At 45.2% G+C, this 19,279-nt stretch carries 14 protein-coding genes; 10 read left to right on the top strand and 4 right to left on the bottom strand.

The window, feature by feature from the left end; genetic code table 11:
• Positions 1-100 precede the first annotated feature (100 nt).
• The 5 genes from QT987_RS09880 to QT987_RS09860 all read left to right on the top strand — a co-directional run bounded on the left by QT987_RS09880 (position 101) and on the right by QT987_RS09860 (position 8,010).
• The gene (locus QT987_RS09880; protein WP_333239376.1) at positions 101-1,477 is read left to right on the top strand and encodes an oligosaccharide flippase family protein; all 1,377 of its coding nucleotides are present in this window, start codon (positions 101-103) and stop codon (positions 1,475-1,477) included.
• Between the two features lie 234 nt (positions 1,478-1,711).
• Entirely contained in the window at positions 1,712-3,277 is a 1,566-nt protein-coding gene (locus tag QT987_RS09875) for a hypothetical protein (protein ID WP_333239374.1), read from the top strand.
• 236 nt (positions 3,278-3,513) lie between these two features.
• Positions 3,514-4,080, top strand: coding sequence for a hypothetical protein (locus QT987_RS09870; protein WP_333239372.1), 567 nt, complete (start codon positions 3,514-3,516; stop codon positions 4,078-4,080).
• A gap of 1,088 nt (positions 4,081-5,168) precedes the next feature.
• The gene (locus tag QT987_RS09865; protein ID WP_333239371.1) at positions 5,169-6,524 is read left to right on the top strand and encodes an ATP-binding protein; all 1,356 of its coding nucleotides are present in this window, start codon (positions 5,169-5,171) and stop codon (positions 6,522-6,524) included.
• A 109-nt stretch (positions 6,525-6,633) separates the two neighbouring features.
• Positions 6,634-8,010: an ATP-binding protein gene (locus tag QT987_RS09860; RefSeq protein ID WP_333239369.1), complete on the top strand. Its 1,377-nt coding sequence runs from the start codon at positions 6,634-6,636 to the stop codon at positions 8,008-8,010.
• Between the two features lie 382 nt (positions 8,011-8,392).
• Here the strand turns inward: QT987_RS09860 and QT987_RS09855 are convergent, their stop codons facing one another.
• A complete protein-coding gene (locus QT987_RS09855; RefSeq protein WP_333239367.1) occupies positions 8,393-9,193 on the bottom strand; it encodes an ion transporter in 801 nt (266 codons plus the stop codon).
• Positions 9,194-9,218: 25 nt separating this feature from the next.
• Between QT987_RS09855 and QT987_RS09850 the strand changes: the two genes are divergently transcribed.
• Both QT987_RS09850 and QT987_RS09845 read left to right on the top strand, forming a co-directional pair.
• Positions 9,219-10,955 (top strand): pentapeptide repeat-containing protein, encoded by a 1,737-nt coding sequence (locus QT987_RS09850; RefSeq protein WP_333239365.1) that lies wholly within the window; start codon positions 9,219-9,221, stop codon positions 10,953-10,955.
• Between the two features lie 273 nt (positions 10,956-11,228).
• Complete coding sequence (locus QT987_RS09845) at positions 11,229-11,750, top strand: hypothetical protein (protein ID WP_333239363.1); 522 nt, start codon at positions 11,229-11,231, stop codon at positions 11,748-11,750.
• Between the two features lie 60 nt (positions 11,751-11,810).
• On the opposite strand, the gene QT987_RS09840 is transcribed toward QT987_RS09845, so the two are convergent.
• A complete protein-coding gene (locus tag QT987_RS09840; protein ID WP_333239361.1) occupies positions 11,811-12,431 on the bottom strand; it encodes a DUF4276 family protein in 621 nt (206 codons plus the stop codon).
• Positions 12,425-13,624, bottom strand: coding sequence for an AAA family ATPase (locus tag QT987_RS09835; RefSeq protein WP_333239359.1), 1,200 nt, complete (start codon positions 13,622-13,624; stop codon positions 12,425-12,427). The genes QT987_RS09840 and QT987_RS09835 overlap by 7 nt, the downstream gene beginning before the upstream one ends.
• A 223-nt stretch (positions 13,625-13,847) precedes the next feature.
• Here QT987_RS09835 and QT987_RS09830 point away from each other — a divergent pair, with 223 nt between their 5' ends.
• A complete protein-coding gene (locus QT987_RS09830) occupies positions 13,848-14,192 on the top strand; it encodes an NAD(P)H-quinone oxidoreductase subunit M (protein ID WP_333239357.1) in 345 nt (114 codons plus the stop codon).
• A gap of 320 nt (positions 14,193-14,512) precedes the next feature.
• On the opposite strand, the gene QT987_RS09825 is transcribed toward QT987_RS09830, so the two are convergent.
• A complete protein-coding gene (locus QT987_RS09825) occupies positions 14,513-14,869 on the bottom strand; it encodes a hypothetical protein (RefSeq protein ID WP_333199915.1) in 357 nt (118 codons plus the stop codon).
• 1,045 nt (positions 14,870-15,914) lie between these two features.
• Between QT987_RS09825 and QT987_RS09820 the strand changes: the two genes are divergently transcribed.
• Together QT987_RS09820 and QT987_RS09815 are read left to right on the top strand one after the other, a co-directional pair.
• Entirely contained in the window at positions 15,915-18,224 is a 2,310-nt protein-coding gene (locus QT987_RS09820) for a protein phosphatase 2C domain-containing protein (RefSeq protein ID WP_333239355.1), read from the top strand.
• 162 nt (positions 18,225-18,386) lie between these two features.
• Positions 18,387-19,109: a glycosyltransferase family 25 protein gene (locus QT987_RS09815; protein WP_333239353.1), complete on the top strand. Its 723-nt coding sequence runs from the start codon at positions 18,387-18,389 to the stop codon at positions 19,107-19,109.
• Positions 19,110-19,279: the final 170 nt, after the last annotated feature.

Here is a 19,279-nt window from a genome sequence, read left to right as displayed (position 1 = left end):
ACTGTACAGTCAGCGATCAAACTTGCAAAAGCATCCTGTAGTAGTTGCCAAAAGTAAATTCAGCAACTACACTCGTCATTAGTAAATAAATTCTGAGTATATGTCAGCAGAAAAAAAATTAGCTATCAAAGGTGCGGCCTGGACGATCGCCAGCTATGGAATCAGTCAAATTATCCGATTTGGCAGCAACTTAATCCTGACGCGTCTGCTTTTGCCCGAACTATTTGGTCTGGTAGGTCTAACCTACGTTTTCATCATAGGGATCAACTTATTTTCAGACATAGGTCTAGGCCCAAGCATCATCCAGAATAAGCGCGGGGAAGATCCTCAATTTCTCAACACCGCTTGGACACTGCAAGTCATTCGCAGCTTTTTCGTTTGGATTTGTTTGATTATAATTACCCAGCCTGTTGCGAGTTTTTATGGAGATGCCCGTCTGGAGTGGTTGATTCCAGTAATAGGTATAAATTCCTTAATAGGAGGCTTTAAATCCACTGCCACATCCAGCCTAGAACGCAAAATGGCAGTGAAGAAAGTAGTAATTTTTGAGTTAGGCCAACAGATTTTTTCTACTACAGTAATGATTGTCTGGGCCTGGTTCGATCGCAGCGTCTGGGCGATCGTTGCAGGCGGCTTGAGTGGAGCTTTAATAGAGTTAGTATGGAGCCATTTTTTGATTCCCGGCAAGTCAAACCGCTTTGCTTGGGATAAAGAAGCAGTTAAAGAAATATTTTCTTATGGGAAATGGATATTTCTGTCTACGGCTTTGTATTTCTTGTGTTCTCAAGCCGATAGACTCATCCTGGGGAAAATATTTACTTTAACAACGTTGGGCATTTACGGCATCGCTTTTACTCTCGGCGATATGCCGCGCCAAGTCATCATCGCCATTAGCGGCAGGGTGATTTTTCCCTCGATTTCTATGCTGGCAGAGTTGCCACGGGAGGAGTTGCGCGCGAAGATACTTAAGAACCGCAAGTTAATTCTAATACCATTAGCCGTAGGTTTAGCAATTTTTGTGAGCTTCGGAGATCAGTTAATTTTAACACTGTATCGGAAAGAGTATGAGGCGGCATCTTGGATGATGCCTATCTTGGCTTTAGGTATCTGGCACACCACCCTCTACAATCTGATGGGTTCTTGTCTGTTAGCCGTAGGAAAGTCTCAGTACCAAGCTATGGGAAATCTGCTGACTTTTGTGAATCTATGTATAAGTATACCGCTGGGATATCACTTAAAAGGTAATTTAGGTGCCGTGATTGCTGTAGCTCTCGGCGACCTTCCTACCTACGCAGTAACTAACTACGGTTTGTGGAAAGAAGGACTAACTTGTTTTTGGCAGGATATTCAATTAACAGCACTGTTTGTAGGGGTGCTGGCAAGTCTACTTTGGTGTAGAGTCGCTTTTGGTTTGGGTCTGCCGATCGATAAAATATCACCGATGGATTTAATCCCCATCAATCAACTGTTTCAGTAAACAAACCTGTTGAAACTGCAGCGTGTCCCACCTAATTAATATCTTAAGTTTCATTCAGTCCTGGAGGCACCACAAGTTTCAAAAACTAGGTTTGTTACGGGAAATAACTCGTTGCAGCCATTTACTGTGGTAAAAAAATGGCTGGGTGAGTGTTAGGAATGGGCCCATAAGTGTAAAATTTAATAGGGAAAATTTGGTAGTTAATTTTCAGCAGAAAGTAGGAGAGAAAGATTGGTGAGTATTTTTAAGAAAAAAATTAATCCTTCACCCTTCGCTATTGGGCCATTCAAACAGCCGATCGACCGCACGGCGATCGTCCTCATGCTAGTGCTGAGCTTCTTAATCGGGCTGCTGCTGCTGAGCGGCGATCGCACAGCACCCAGAGTGCGAGAATTTACCTGGGAAAACAAACAAATCGGCGCCGAAGATACCGGCTTTATCCTCACATTCTTTCGGCCGATGAACCAGCCCACCGTCGAGGAAAACTTAAAGCTAGAACCCCCCCTCCCCGGTAAATTTAGTTGGGCTGGAAGGCGCATGGCTTACACCCTCAAAGATCCAGCACCCTACGGCGTTACCTACACATTAAAACTCGCCGGAGCAACCGATAAATATTTTGGAGAAAAAAACCAAAATAAAGGAACGCTAATGCAACCGTTTAGCAGTTCCTTTCGCAGTCGCGATCGAGCTTTTGCTTACATCGGTGTCCAAGGCGAAACAGAAAGCAGATTAATGCTAGTCAATCTCACCAGCAGCGACTCGAAACCAATACCGCTGACTCCCAAAGATTTAGTTGTCACCGATTTTAAACCATATCCCGACAGCGATCGCATTTTATTCTCCGCCACAGATCGATCGATCGCCCGTACTCGCGGCACCCTCAATCAAGAACTCTTCACAGTCACCACCGGCCTCAACCCCCAATCAGGCTCAGGAAATCAACCAAAATACCCAGCCGGTAGAATCGACAAAATCTTAGACTCCAAAGATTACCAAAACCTCAAATTCGACCTCTCAGCCGACGGAAAAATCATAGTTGTCCAGCGCGTCAACCGCCGCAATCCCGGCGATTTCAGTCCTTGGATTGTGGAAGAAAAAGTGCCGCCCAGACCATTGGAAAATGAACAAGGCGGAGATTTTATGATTCGCCCCGATAGCATATCGATGGTAATATCTCAAAAACAAGGATTAGCGATCGTCCCCCTCAAACCCGAAGCAGATCCAGTCGAATTTTTGCCAAAATACGAACAAGTATTGGGCATGGCCCGCGACAACTCCGCCGCCGCCTATGTTAAATACAACAGCGATTTTACTCGATCGCTTTTCATCTTAGATAACCAAGGTGTAGAACAAGAAATATTGCGTATTCCCGGCAGCATTATGGCCGTTTATTTCGACCCCCGCAAAAACGAAGACAACCAAGTTCAGCGTCTCTACTGTTTGTTAGCCCAACGCCTCAAAACAGAAAGCTACAAAGAACAGCCTTTCATCGCCACCATCGACCTCAAAAAAGAGGGTACTCGTTTGGTAGGAACCATCAAACCGCTGCTGATTTTGCCCAACCAATTAGATACCCAAATCAGTTTATCTCCCGACGGACTGGCATTAATTTTCGACCAATCAGTCACAGCAGCAACTCCCTCAGCAGCAGACAGTCCCCGCAACGATAGTGGACAGTCGATCGCCACCAGCCGCCTCTGGCTGCTACCCTTAGTAGAAAGACCTGCAGACGGTTCTCCCGCCAAAGTACAGCCAGAAGAACTTCCCTTTGCCGGCTATCACCCCCGCTGGCTACCATAAACCAATTTTAGATTTTAGATTTTAGATTTTAGATTTTAGATTGACCGATATTGGTAAATATCGATAGGGTAAGGTGCACGCCTAAACACCAAGCGTTGAAATGTGCTCGGTATACATCCTACTTTTACTAAATCCATTTGAGATTAGAGATTAGAGATGGAGTTGATACTATGCGATACTGGTAAATACGACAAATTTTGACACCTAAAATCTAAAATCTAAAATCTAAAATCATTATGACTCCCGAAGAAATTAGCAATACCCTTAAAGACTTATTTGGTGAGAGTGTTGAGATGCCTGCTGCCACTTCTTGGCAAGTAGAAACCCCCAATTTTCGCCTGTTAGTCCTCCTTTCAGAAGACGGGAGTTGGCTGCGGATTTTGCTGCCGATCGCCGATGCCCAGGAAGCTCAACCATTTCTTGATAAACTGCTAGAAGCTAACTTTGACACCACCCTGGAAACTCGCTACGCCTTACATCAAAACGTTTTGTGGGGAGTATTTCAGCACAGCCCGGCCACACTCGCGGCCGCCGATTTCTCGGCCGCCGTCGCCAGACTGCTGGCTTTGCAAGAGAGAGGTTTGTCTGACTTTTTCGACGGTTTGATAGAAAGCCGCATCCGTCAAATCATCAAAGCTGCGAAGATGCAGGGACAGTCTGTGGAAACTACCCTTCAGACTTTAGACCGTTTCTACGCAGAGGGATTGATGGGTGAAATGGAACTAGGCCGAGAGTCTCGCGAAAACACTCTCGCCGCTTGGCGGTATCAGCTAGAACGCCTCTGGCCGGAGGTGGAACCCTAAGACGATTGCAGATTGCAGATTGCAGATTGCAGATTGCAAAAAACTGATGACTATTGAGGTTCGGAAGTTGCCTAAAGTTGCATTTCTTTGTAGTGGTATAGGAACTGGGGCCGACGGTTAGGATGTTCTTAATTCCACAAACCCTTGCGGAACATTGCTTCTTCCTTCTCTCCTAGGGAATGAGAATTAAATAACTTCCACTCTTGAAAGTGGGATGGGCGTCCCGCCCGTCCAAAAAAGACGGGCGGGACGCCCATCCCACAATAACAATTAAAATTGTAAGTTATTTAATTCGCGATCCGAGATAACTAAAGCCTTCTATCCGTTACATTCGGTTACATCTCACATCTTGCAGCAATATCAATAAGAGGATTTTTCGTGGGGTCAGGCGGGTTTATAGAACCTATTTGCAAGCTTTAAGGCTGTTGGCGAGCCCGCCCCTAGGGCTAATTGAGAATGGTGCAAGATATCAGTTACATCTCACATCTTGCACCATTCTCGCTTAACAGGCTTTCGGGCCTGTTCTGTCAAAGAGTGAATTTTCTTGTGGAACAGGCCGAAAAGCCTGTTCATAAAAAGCTTGTTGAAAATGGTGCAACATCTCAGTTACATCCGAAGAAAGCGAATCCGTTGCCGAACTTCCTTTGGCCTGGGCCCTAGTCTTGACAGTTGCAGCCTCAAGCCCCTTGGACGATGGCTAATCCGGGCCCTCGAACCCTTGAAGGATGCCCGTATATTCACTGATAACCCGATCGCAGTTCTCCAATTCCCTTCGACCACTGGAAAAATGGTATAATTTATCACAATAATTAGTTATAAATATTAAAAATTTTCCGAAAACACCCGATCGCAGGTATATCATGGTAAAAAGTTTAAAGCGCCTACTCCGTAAGTTCCACAAAAGCTTCGATCGTTTAATATTGACTTAGAAACAAAATCTTTAGCAGATAATGCTACTGCGATCGGGTTTTCCCATCGGGTGCTGTTGTAATTTGACAAATTAGCAACTACCCGCTACCAATTACCCGTTATGAATTAATAGCAACTTAAGTTGTTCATGAATACAATTTTTAACAGGGGTTTCATCTATGTTTGCTGTGCGTGAGACTAGCTCGGAGTTATCAGTGTTGCATATACCTGAAATTTGTACTTGGAACATCTCCTTAGAATCAACTCTCCTAGACCTGCCACTTTACAACTGCCAAATTGAATTAACTCAACAGGCAAAAGAAGTAGCCCAGGCTTTTGAACAAAATTCCATGCTTCCCGGCGTAATTTTGACAGATGGGGGTAATTTTGTCGGCATAATATCGAGGCGTCTATTTTTTGAAAAAGTTAACTGCCGCTACGGAGTAGAAATGTTTTTCAAGCGACCAATAGAGGTGCTGTACAAGTTGGCCAGGCCAGAGGAACTCATACTTCCCGCCAGTAAATTAATAGTAGAAGCAGCCCAGGAATGTCTTTACAGATCAGCCGAATTAATTTACGAACCCGTAGTAGTGGAAATAGCGCCTCAGACCTACAAGCTGTTAGACTTACACCAATTAATGGTCGCTCAATCAAGAATTCACGAATTAACAAATAAGTTACTCCACAAACAAACCCAAGCCAAACTCATCCAAACAGAAAAAATGGCGAGTTTGGGCAGGATTGTAGCAGAAGTAGCCCACGAAATCAGAAATCCGCTGAACTGTATTTGGGGAAATTTAACTTTTCTGCTGTCCTATTTTGAAAACTTGCTACAGCTAATGTCGGTTTATGAAGAAGAATATTCGGCACCCTGTCCCCGAATTGATGCCCTTAAAAAAGAAATTGAATTTGATTTTTTACAAGAAGATTTGCCGATCACCTTAGAAGGGATGGAGTTGGGAGCCTCGCAATTGCTAAAAATAGTTAACGGGCTGCACCACTTCTCTCACATGGACGAGGCAAAACCAGCCGAGACAGACATTCACGAATGCGTGGAGATGACGCTGTTAATTTTGAAAAACCGCTTTAAAAACAGCATAGAAGTGGTTAAAAATTACGGCGAACTGCCGCTAGTTAGCGGCTACTCCGGACAGTTGAGTCAGGTGTTTTTGAATTTGTTAGTTAATGCTCTAGACGCCCTGACAGAGTACGCAGCCGATCGAGAAATACACACCCCGTGCGGGGACAACTGGCAGCCCCAAATCGAAATTACCACTAAAGTTATAGAAACCGAACTCGGCAAGCGGGTGGCAATTTGCATTGCCGATAACGGGCCCGGCATTGCCCCAGAAAATCACCAGCAGATATTTGACACCTTTTTTACCACTAAACCAGCAGGCAAAGGCAGCGGTATGGGGCTGGCTATCTGCCATCAAATCGTCACAGAAAAGCACGGTGGCCAACTCAAATTGCGATCGCAACCAGGAAAGAATACTGAATTTGAAATTCTCCTGCCTATAGTTGGCACAACATGATCAACTCCAGAATATTCTCGGTTGTTCGCTCAGAAAAGTGAAATGATAGGGTAGCTTAGTAGTAGGTTCTCATTTCAATTTCCCAGCGTTTCGGCAACTAAAAGTTCCAGTGGCAAATAAATTCAGTTCCAAACTCCTTGGCCCTTCACTCTCCGAAGGCAGCCATCAAGACCTTTCCCTAGAGTCTACACTCTGGGATTTGCCCCTGTATGACTTTCAGGTTAAATCGAGCTGCTTAGCCGTGGCAGTTGCCGAAATGTTTGAACAGTATCCCCTAGTGCCGGGGGTCGTCTTGATGGAAGCAGGAGAGTTTGCTGGCATGATATCCCGCAGGCAACTGCTGGAATATTTGCTCAAACCCCAAGGCCCAGAGCTATTTTTGCACCTGCCACTAAAAGTTCTCTACAGTTACGCTCGCGTCGAAATATTATTGGTGGCAGAGAGTACAACCATTTTGGCAGCAGCCCCACAAGCTCTGCGTCGATCGCCCGAATTGCAGGCAGAACCGATCGTCGTCCAAATAGACTCCCAATCTTACCGACTCTTAGACCCTAACGCACTAAACATCGCCTACTGGCAAATTCGTGGCATCGAAACTCAAGTCCGCTACGAAAGAGCCCAAACTCAAATGATTCAAAGCGAAAAAATGGCTAGTTTAGGGCGTTTAGTCAACGGAGTAGCCCACGAAATTTTAGATCCCGTAGGCTTTATCTGGGGGAATTTAACCTACGTCAGCGACTACAGCAAAAACTTGATGGAATTGCTCTCAGTTTACGACGCATACTGTACCGATCCCCCGCCGGAAATAGCACGGCTCAAAGAAGAGATCGACTATGACTTTTTGCAAAACGATTTTCTCCGAACTGTGGCTAGCATCAAATCAGGTGCAGAACGTTTGAGCAAGTTGGCAACCAGTTTGCAAAACTTCTGCCACATCGACGATATTTATCCCAAACCCACCGACTTGCACGCCAATATAGACAGCATACTTTTGCTGCTCAAAAGTCGTTTGACTAGGGAAATCCAAGTAGTGAAAAACTACGGCTACCTTCCACCAGTGCCGTGCTATGCAGGACAGCTAAACCAAGTATTTATGAATATATTGACCAATGCTATTCATACATTAATTAATGAAGCAGTCGGTCAAGAATTGGCGAAAGAGTTTAAAGGTGGAGGACTCAGAGACGCCGATCGCCAGCCTAAAATTGAAATCACAACTCAAGTCTGCTGTCCCGAACCTGCGCCGGATTTAGATAAACTTCATGTTCGCTGGGTTTCGATTTGCATAGCCGATAACGGGCCAGGAATGTCACCTAGCAAGTACAAAAAAATCATAGAATCATTCTCTACGGAAAAACGCGCCCTCAAAGAAACCAGTTTAGCCGTTAGCTATCAAATAGTGACGGGCAAACACGGCGGTGCATTCAGAATGCGATCGGAATTAGGCAGAGGCACTGAATTTGAAATTTTGTTACCGTTAGCTTAAAGAAGTCAGTAGTCAGTAGTCAGTAGTCAGTAGTCAGTAGTCAGTAGTCAATAGTTATTGGTTATTAATTATTATGAAAAATACTGCTACATATAAATTAGAGGCAATCTTCTGTAGGCAAACGGCAATGCCCATTAGTGTCAACTTAACGTCAAACCTAGTACCGGTCTACTCTTTGACGATTATAACTCGATCCCCCCTAGCCCCCCTTAAGAAGGGGGGAACAAGATTCTTCTCAAAGTCCCCCTTCTTAAGGGGGATTTAGGGGGATCTAGACTTTGCCTAAAACCAACATTTATCAGGGGTTTCAGGTTTAAGTTGTCACCAACGGGCAATGCTGTGTCCCTACCTGAAAACTGCTGTAACAGTCAACAGTCAACAGTCAACCATTCTCTAATTGACTGCCGCACATTTTACAAAATCTAGCATTAGCATCGTGTACAGACCAACCGCAACCTTTACAAACAGCTTCTCCGTGATTAGCACTTTTAACTAAGTGTTTAATCAAGTCCCCCAATTGCCAAGGAATCAGAGCAATTCCCGTCAAAATCATCAAAATAGTCAGAAAACGACCGGATTCCGAAATCGGAGTAACATCGCCAAATCCCACAGTCGTCATGGTGACAACCGAGAAATAAACAGCATCCAAAAAAGTTCCAAAACTTTCGGGATTTGCCGGATGTTCGACTTGATAAATCAAACCAGAATAAACAAAAATTATTGCCAGCAAAGTAAACAAAATCCGAGCAAAAATCACCCCATCTTCGCTGCTGATGCGAAAAATAGAAATTTTCAAGTCCAGAAAACGGATGAGTCGGAGAATTCTAAACCAGCGGAAAATGCGGATAAAACTGACGTTGACAAATCCCAGTAAAAATGGTAATATTGCCAGCAAGTCAATAATTGAAAAAAAACTAAAAATAAATTTAACTCGATTTTCGGCACACCATAGTCGCAATAAATACTCAAACACAAAAAAAACTAAAAGCGCTGTATCGAGAGTTTGCAAATTAATTCTGACAGTTTCCGAAATCGGGTAAGTTTCGGCGATGAAGCTGGTCGAAGATAGGAGAATTAGTCCGGTAAGAGTTAAATTGACGGTTCTGCCAATTGGGGTTTCGATGTCTTCGAGATAAAATCCAATTTGCGATCGGGTTAACATAGATGAGAGAATTAATACCATTTATGAGGTAAGGGAATTATCGCATATGAGTATCGAATTAACTAAGGGTGAAAGGTTCAATCTTTCTAAAGAAAGTCCTAATTTCAGTAAAATTGCGATCGCCCTGGGTTGGCAAGTCAGCCAGACAGCACAAAACTGCGACATTGACGCATCTGTTTTTATGTTAGGGGCGGACGGTCGGATTCCTGATGAAAAGTATTTTGTATTTTACAACAATCTGACCTCCCCCGACGGTGCGGTGAGGCATTCAGGAGACAGCGCGACTGGCCAAATAGACGGAGATGATGAGACGGTTTATGTGGATTTGAGTAAAATCAATTCGGCGATTCAGGAAATAGTGTTTGTGGTGACTCTTCACGAGGGACAGGAAAAAAATCAAAGTTTTAGTCAAGTTGAAAATGCTTTTATCCGGCTTTACAATTCAGAGAATCTTAGCGAATTGGTTCGGTACAATTTAAATCAGATATTTTCCCAAGAGACGGCTTTAGAATTTGGACGCTTGTACAAGAAGAATGGCGAATGGAGATTTCAGGCGGTAGGACAGGGATATAATGCTGGGTTGCAAAGTTTTGTAGATAAGTATTACGTTGAGAATGCGGTTGAGAAAAGCTCGAATGCTGGTGAGAAGCTTGATGATGCTGAGGTTGTGAGGCGGTTTAGCGATCGGGTCGATCGGTTATTGCGCGAAGAGGCGATCGAGGAGACAGCGATTCCAGCATCTAGCGAAGCGGTAGAACAGGCTGCTGCTACTCCTGTGAATGCAGATACTGCGGAATCTGAGGAAGAGGCAAAAATAGATGATTCTGCACTAGAAAATCTGGAACCAGCTATCAGTGCTGAGGAATTTTGGCAACGGTATGAAGACGGAGAACGCGACTTTACAGGGATTAACCTAACGGGAGTAAATCTAAGTGGGAAAACTCTCGACTCTAATGTCAGTCTCAGTCAAGCAAACCTGAGCAGTGCAAATCTAGCAAGTGCCAAATTGACTGGGGTAAATTTGATTGGAGCTAACTTGCAAGGCGCTAATTTAAACTCAACAAACTTGCAAAGCGCTGATTTGATTGAAGCTAACTTGAGTGGGGCTAACTTAACCAATACAATCTTGTATTACGCAAGACTAATTCAGGCAAATTTGAGTCAAGCTAACTTAAGCGAAGCAAAGTTAGATAGCGCAAACCTGACTACAGCAAACCTCAGTAGCGCTAACTTAACTCAGGCAAGTCTAGGTAGTGCTAACCTGACAGGAGCCGATTTAAGTCAATCGAAGGTAACTAAAGTCAACCTTAGTTGTGCCAACCTTAGTGGTGTTAACTTAACAGGGGTAAGTTTGATTGGAGTAAACCTTCAACAAGTTAACCTTAGTGGCATGAATTTGAGTGGGGTAAATTTGACTGGCACAAATCTAAGTTATGCAAACCTTAGTGGCGTTAACTTGAGTGGTGTTAAGTTAAGTGGGGCAAATTTGAGTGCCACTAACTTGGATGGTGCTAACCTCACAGGGGTAAATTTGATTGGGGTAAACTTACAGAGCGTTAATCTAAGCGGGCAAAACTTGAGTGGCTTTAATCTGTCTGGGGCTAACCTATATGGAGCAAACTTGAGTGGAGCAGACTTAACTTCTGCGGACTTGCGCGGAGCAAATTTGAGCTGTGCAAACTTAGAGAAAACTAACCTGAAGGAAGCTAAACTGGTTGGAGCAAATCTGGAAACGGCAAAACTCGCAGGTGCAATTATGCCAGATGGCACAATTCACGAATGAATTAATCTTTGTAGTAACGAATTGAGTCTTTAGAAATGGCAGGAGTAGGGCGTGTTTTCTTGACCCGGAGATCCCCCCTAGCCCCCCTTAAAAAAGGGGGGAACCGGAAGCACTCAAAGTCCCCCTTCTTAAGGGGGATTTAGGGGGATCCAGACTTTGATAGAAGTGACATTTATTATGGGTGTCAGTCTTAAATTGATACCAATAGTGGGGTGTGCATCGCTTTAGAAATAAAGTATGATGAGTGTGAAATGTCAAATACATAAATTTTCGATGAATAAATCTGACACGGAAATTATAGAATCTACCCTCAGATGGATGACCGAGTTTGTCGAGTTACCGCATCCAGTTTTCAGCGATTTACCGATTTGTCCCTTCGCTAAAAAGGCACGCTTGGCTAATCAAATTTTATTCAAAATCGAGCGGTTTTCAGCGCTGACTGAGTTCGATCGCGATTCTGCCATAATGAAATCCATTTATGAATTTTACAATTCGGAATTTGAAATAATGGTAGTAATTAATCCCGAAAAAACTGCAATTAGTGCGCCAGAAACTAAAGAATTGATAGACAAATTGAATAATCAGATTTCAGAGTTGGGCTTGCTGGCTTTTCACATCCATCCCGAAGAAGATTTTAATATTGACGGGCTTCATACTCGGAGGATGCCCTATCCGGGCTTCACTGTTCAAGTAAATTCTAAGCTGAAGCCAGCTTCCGATTCTTTAGAGAAAACTGAATATTACAAAAATTGGACGCCCGAACAACTAAAAGATTTCGGGATTCCGAGAAATTGACGATCGCCCACCCTCCCTTTCTCCCTGTCTTGCTTCGCGCCCTTGGCTACTTTCATCGCTTCAATCCTCCATGAGTTTGATGAGAGTTGTAAAAATACGATCGCACTCTGAAGAAGCCTTGCGAACCTTGTCAACATCCAACATTTCTAACAGCTTGGAAGCGTGCTGTATCTTTTGATATTCGCCTTTCGATTTTGTGTCGCGGCTAGCTGCTTTCAGACTTCGTTCTAACAAATCCTTTTCAATCGTCTCTACATTGATCTTTTTAGGAATCGCATTTTCTTTAAATCCCTGCCCGTAAAATCTTTTTAAAGTATCAATATCCGCCATGAACCAAGCTTCCATCGCTTGAACCATGAGATAGCAATGAGTGTCATCAACCCCAGGCGAATCCCCGTTATCCCTCGACTTCAAATGCTCCCAAGGCGACTGCTTTACAACAGGTGCTTCTGAGTCAACCAGAAGGATGACAAACGCATCTGGGTGATCTGCCAAAGCATTCTTGAAATCCCTAAAAGCATTATTCCGGGAACCGCAAAGAGTGATAGTCCACTTGATTTTCTTGCTTTGAACAACCTGCACAATTTCTTTGAAAAAACTGCTAAATCCTTGTCGGAGCAATGCCTTTGTATTCTTGCCCTCGCCGCCGCCTTCGATGTAAATGCGAATTTCTTTTACCATCGGTTGCCCCCGATTTCTCCCATCCGCCAAAGGTCTCCCAAAGTGTAATTCTCAAGCCATTTTTTCAGTCGTTCGGGATCGAGACGGTTCAGGTGACTTCCTTTATCATCCCGATCGCATATTAACACTGACTCAGGACTCAGAGCGGACACTAAAGCATCGGAATGAGTTGTCACAATCAATTGTGTGCGCTGTGACGCTTCGATCAACATTTCAGCAACAGCAGGCAGAATGTCGGGATGCAAGCCAATCTCCGGTTCTTCAATACAAATAAGTGGCGGGGGAGTTGGATCGAGGAGTAAAGCTATCAAGAATAAATAACGCAGCGTACCGTCTGATAAACGAGTTGCGGGAATTGGCTGAATTAATCCTGTTTCGCGGATGAATATCTGGACAGTACCGCCATAAATCTTGATACTCAGTTCTTCGGCTGCATCGTAGAACAGTTGTAATTTTTCAATAATCAGCCTACTTCCTAATTGATACTGTAAGTTATTTAAAACCAGTCCTAAGTTGCCACCATCTTCTAGGAGGGGATGTTCTGGCAAGTCAGTTTGCTGAGCTTTTCTAGATACTGCATCTCTCCCTGTCTGCCAGTTACGATATAAACCAATGTCGGCAAATTTATTTCCCAGATATGATAGTTCGGGATATAGTTCTGGATCTTTTCTTTGAGATAAGATAGATTGATCGGGAATGATATCTTCTCGCCGCAGATTCCGCAGCTTTCTTGTTTGCGGCTCGTTGTCCTCTATAACATTGATAACAGGGCGACCCCGATCGCTATAACGGTAGTAAAAAAATGGATGGCTTTCAGAACTATGGCGCGGTGCCCTATCTTCTATAGCTTCGTCCACTACTTCAAGTCTCTGACCGACTGCGGTAAAACTAATCTGATAGCGCAGTGGCATCGTTCGTTCTGGGTAATCTAAAATAGCCTCAATTTTTGCTGTGGGAATACCTTTTTCACCTTTCCACAGAAACTCGCTGATACCACCTCCTTGACGAATCGGAGCAAGTAAGTCGGTAGTTGTTGCTTTCAACACTCCCATCGCTTCAATGAAGTTAGATTTGCCGGAGGCGTTAGTACCGATCAATACATTCAGGGGTTGCAGTTCAATTTTTTCCCCTTCACTTCCATAGGAAAGGAAGTTTTGCAGTTGCAGGGAGTGAATAAATCTCTTGCCTTCCACCTTGTCCTCCTATGCCAATTCTGAACTATTATACTTTACGAATGCTTTCGTTTTTAGTCTTGAATTAAGTAGGTTTCAAAACTACCGATTCCAAGTCTTTGCCTTGAAGTCTGAGGGGGAGTGAGATATGCCGATCGATCGCACAACAGGCGACCTACTCTCCTGCAAAGGTCTGTGACCCATTACAATTAATTCAGCAAAAAATCTTTACACATAAGAACTCATGCAGCTTAAGTCAACAACCCGCCATATTCGCATATACACCGCCATCCTCGAAGATAACGAACTCGTACCCAGCAATGACCTTTTGACGCTCGACATTGACCCAGATAACGAACTTAACTGGAATGATGAGTCTGTCAAACAGGTATATGCCAAATTTGACCAACTCGTAGACGCTTACGAGGGCGAAGATTTGACCGAGTACAACCTCCGCCGCATCGGTTCGGAGTTGGAACACTTGGTACGATCGTTCTTACAAAAAGGCCAAATCAGCTACAACCTCAACAGCCGCGCTGTCAACTACAGCATGGGCTTGCCTCAAGTTGATGCCAAAATTCACCTGTAAGGGCGATCCTCTTCGAGGGCTTCGCTAACGGGCGATCGGCATTTATGTCAACTTAAGATTGAAACCCATAATAAATGTCGCTTGTAGCTGAGTTTCGATCCCCCCTACTCCTCTTAATCACGGGAGTACCGCAGGGCGGTTTCATTTTCTTGTAGGGGCCGTGCTACCCCTACTCCCCGTGCCGGCCCTTTTGGTCTGACTGCCGATCGATGGTTGGTGGCGGGGGTAGGCACGGGGGCACTACCCCTACAAAAACCTCGTTTTTGGTGAGAATGAAACCGCCCTGGGAGTACGGGGGGTTTAAAGCTGAAAATCTGCTTTTATTCTTCTTCCTGCTTGTTTCTGACTCCTGACTCCTGACTCCCGGCTTCTTCCTTCTTCTGACTTCGATCGGACTTCTCCCCCGCCTCCCCAGCATCAACCGGAGAATTGGGAACGCGATCGCGTTCCAAAAACTGTTTAACTGCAAGTTGGCGGTTGCTCATAAACTGACCCCAAGCGCCGGGAAACATCCCATCCAAGGTTTCCACCAGCGCCCAAACCTCAAGATTCATCACTTTGTAATAGAAACTGTGAGAATGTTGAATGCTAGTGAGTATTTCGTCTATTTCAACAGCAGGCAGCCGCTTCGGATCGGGCAAATTCTTGGAAAAGGCGCTGGGTTCATGTGGGGCCATGGTTAAATACTCAACAGCTTGCAGAGGCCGGTCAGTCGATTTTAGATTTTAGATTTTAGATTTTAGATTGATTCCACAGATGAATCTGGGGGCTTGAACTAAATATCTAATTTTTTTGGCTTTCCACGACTCCTGTCGGGGGCTTGCGTCCATCAGTCGATTTTAGATTTTAGATTTTAGATTTTAGATTGATTCCACAGATGAATCTGGGGGCTGGAACTAATATCTAATTTTTTTGGCTTTCCACGACTCCTGTCGGGGGCTTGCGTCCATCAGTCGATTTTAGATTTGAGATTTGAGATTTTAGATTGACTCCACAGATCAATCTGGGGGCTGGAACTAATATCTAATTTTTTTGCTGTCCCCGATTCCTGTCGGGGGCTGGCATCCGTCAGTCGATTTTAGATTTTAGATTTGAGATTGACTCGACAGATGAATCTGCGGGCTTGTATCCGTCTTTGGGTAGGGTTAAATTTAACTTCTGCTTTGCAAAACAAGGGCGCGAGGCACAGATGACCCTTCGCGAGAAAACCGACAATTGATATTTATTTATATCTGTCGGCTCAGGTGATTTCTACCTAGCTGCATCATACCATTAGAGTTAGTCTAAAATCTCAATTCCCTTGAGTGCTGCGATTTCTTCGGAAATTGCCGCTATCATGAATATGCTGAAAACAGCGTGATTTCCAGCCGATGACTGGGGTGTCGCGCGATCGTCTAACCCTGAAAGCTCATAGTAAGATTCATCCGGCAGTCAACAAAATGGTAAACTGTTCGTGTCAGTACAAGACATTAAAACCTACCCCTGGACTGGGGGAAAGTCACGCCTAAAACATTGTAAGGAGATATCGCTACGCACACAACAGTGCAAACGTGGTGAGCCAGGGAACCTGAAAAATCAGGATATTAGGACTGCGAAGTCTTAAGAATCTCCGTCTGTTGAGAAAGCGGGGGTGTCAAATAATCGCCACGTATCAACCCGTCGAGGTTCAATCGCTAAAATAGTTCAGATCAGCACGCTTGCCCAAAGGCGTCAGGAACCCTTATGCAAAACTCTGTGGCAAAACACTACTTATGGGCTTTAGGTGAAGGGATCAAAGGGTGTAAGCCAGGCGATCTGATCGCTGGTCGCTACTTGGTCAAGCGCGATCGACTTCTTGTCGATACTCAACCCGAACACTTGCCGGAACTGCCCGATGAGATTCCGAGTGTTGTCACTCCTTATCTGAGACTGTTTGCCTATCAGTTGCACGTACCTCAAGTATACGGCCTGGTATCGTCCAAGATGAGCAAGCTATCGGGAGATATCTGGCTACTGGAAAACGTGCCTATTTTGAAGGTGACGGAATCTTTAATGCCGGAATTGGCGGACTCCTGGAAAGGAGCTGCAGCGATGCGCCAGCTCAATTGGCTGTGGCAAATGGCCAAGTTGTGGCAGCCTTGTATCGCTCAGGGCGTGGCTTCGACGCTGCTGACTCCCGAACTGCTACGGGTAGAAGGGCAATTGGTGCGGTTTCTGGAATTGCAGCCCGATCGCAAACAGCCTCATTTGTCCCAGTTGGGCAAATTGTGGCAGCAGTGGCTCGAAGATGCTCACCCAACTATTGCCAATTTTTTGAGGCAACTTTGCCAGCAAATGGTTGCCGGTCAAGTGCGCCACGGCGAACAACTGATGAGCCAGTTGGATAAAGCTTTGGCAAAGTGCGGCCGATTTTACGATCGTCACGTTGAAATTGCCACGGGCACGGATGTAGGCAGATCCCGCGCTCACAACGAAGATGCTTGCTATCCGCCCAGCGGTACGCTGTTGGCAGGAAGCCCGGGTGCGGAAGCTTGCGCGATCGTCTGCGACGGTATCGGTGGACAAGACGGGGGCGAAGTCGCTTCGGAAGAAGCAATTGGTGTGCTGCGCGAAAAGTTGCAGCAAATGCCCCTACATCAAGCTAATTGGGACCCGTTGAGCCTGACTTCCAAGCTGGAACGGGCAGCTTGTGCTGCTAACGACAAGATAGCCAGTCGCAACGACAGCGAACACCGCCAAGGCCGCCAGCGGATGGGAACTACGCTAGTTATGGGTTTAGCCCACATTCACGAGCTTTACGTCGCCCACGTCGGAGACAGTCGGGCTTACTGGATTACCCGCACTGGCTGCTATCAACTTACTCTCGATGATAATGTGGCTTGCCGCGAGGTGCGTTTGGGCTACTCTCTCTACCGGGATGCTTTGGAACAAGTCGCCGCCGGAGCTCTGATTCAAGCTTTGGGGATTACTTCGTCCAACACTTTGCACCCGACTGTGCAGCGTTTTCCAGTGGATGAAGACTGCGTTTTGCTGCTGTGTTCCGACGGTTTGAGTGATAAAGACCGGGTTGAGGAATGTTGGGAAGCGGAGATTTTGCCAATTCTCGACGGTAGCATTAGTTTGGCTAAGGCGCGCGATCGACTGATTGAGATTGCTAATACTAGAAACGGTCACGATAACGTCACTGTTGCTTTAATTCACTGTCAAGCACATTTGAGGGAAGACGGCAATACTTTGACAGAACTGTCTGTCGCACCTTTAGATACGCCGATCGAACTAATTTCCGACAGCGAGGATTTGCCAACGGATTTGAATGGGCCCACAAGCCTTGGCAATGGGAATTCTGAAGGAAAAACGCAGTTGTTACAGCCGGAAAAAAGCAAAAGTTTATTTTCGCTGCTGCTGAAAATTTTATTTTTATTAGGCTTGGGGGGTGTATTTGCTTATTTTTTCATCCCTCCGGTGGGTCGCGCGATCGATACTGCCGGGGAGTCGATTTTCGGGAAACGCGGTTTAATTAAAGTTGGAAAGACGCCGGAGAAAACAGTTGAATCTGTAGCTTCTCCGGTCAAATCTTTAGAAACCGGCTCGTTTATAGAGATTAAAAGTTCTGCGGCTGGGGAATTGGGAAAAGAGGGCGATCGCTTGGATTTGCGAGGCGCAATCGGTGAGTTGACTGTCAAAGGAACAGTCCCCGCCGGCAGCGTTTTGCAGGTGACAAACAAACAGCTTACGCCTCAAGGCAATTGGCTGGAATTGAAAGTTTGTTCGATTCCTGAAATAGTGCGATCGAACTCTCCCAAACCCGAGTCAAATAAAGATTTTTCTACAGTTTCAAAACCGACACTGAATCCATCTCCCGCTGTGGCAACTCCCTCGCCTTCCCCAGCAGTTAAGCCAACCGTTGAAGTAGAAAGCGCCAAGCTGCAACCGGGGGAAATCGGATGGATTCAAGAACAAGCTGCTGTTGATAAGATACTCTCCAACCCAGCCCCCAACCTTAATCAACAGGGAAAATGCGTTAATTCTGACTCAACTCCCAATGCTAATTAAACTGTTAATGCTAGCTCCGACCTAGGTAATTTGAGTAAGTTTAGGAAAATGGAAGATGCAGCTTGCTAAAAATATAATAGTTTAAGGCATACACAGAGCTCAAATAAAATTTGAGGCCGCTCAAGCCGAAGATTCATCAACTTCTTGATTCCCGATCAAACTATGACGAAAATTACAGACTATTTCCAGGGAGTTTATGCGGTAAATCTCCCTGAAAGGAAAGACCGACGGCAACTCATAGTCAAGGAATTAGAGAAAGCAGGAATGCCCCTCACGCCCCATAAGGTTGAGATATTTCCCGCAATCCGCCCCGACGAAGCTGGAGGTTTCCCCAGCATTGGGGCGAGGGGATGCTTTTACAGTCATTTAGCTATCCTCAAGCAGGCAAAAGACAAGCGGTTTAGCAATATTTTGATTGTAGAAGACGACCTAGAAATTTCAGCAAAGTTCAGAACAGACCAAGCTGTTATCCTCGAACAACTCTGTCAGCAAGATTGGGATTTCGTCTACTTCGGACACGTCGAAGAGGTTGAACAAAAGTCTCCTGTCGCCCTCGTACCCTTTTCTGGGGGGCTGATGACCGCTCATTTTTACGCTGTAAATGGCAGGATTTTCGATCGCCTCCTGCGGTTTCTGGAAGAACTGCAACAGCGACCTCCGGGACATCCCGACGGCGGCCCGATGCACCTCGACGGAGCTTATTCTACTTTCCGATCTCAAAATCCCGATGTTGTCACCTTGATTGCTTCTCCAAACCTGGGGTGGCAAAGGAGTTCCCGTAGTGACATCAGTCCTAAGTGGTTTGACCGTGTACCTGGGTTGAGTCGATTGGTAGGTGCAGGAAGAACCAGCAAAACAAGGCTGAAGCGTTGGCTTTCTAGTTAATTGAATTCGATTTTAAAATCCTTCGCTTATATCAAATCTGTTAGCACAATCGCCCGGAAAATAATTAATACCAAATCCGGGTTTATTAGTCCCTTTATCAAGGAGGCGGTTGAAACCTTTTGGCCTCAAACTCTACAAATAAAGTCTGCCGGAGTTTACGCGACACGACG

It is taken from the genome of Microcoleus sp. SVA1B4, assembly GCF_036700545.1.
Taxonomy (GTDB): Bacteria; Cyanobacteriota; Cyanobacteriia; order Cyanobacteriales; family Microcoleaceae; genus Microcoleus.
The sequence above is the reverse complement of the archived record's forward strand: the minus strand, read 5'-3'. Positions and strand labels throughout refer to the sequence as shown.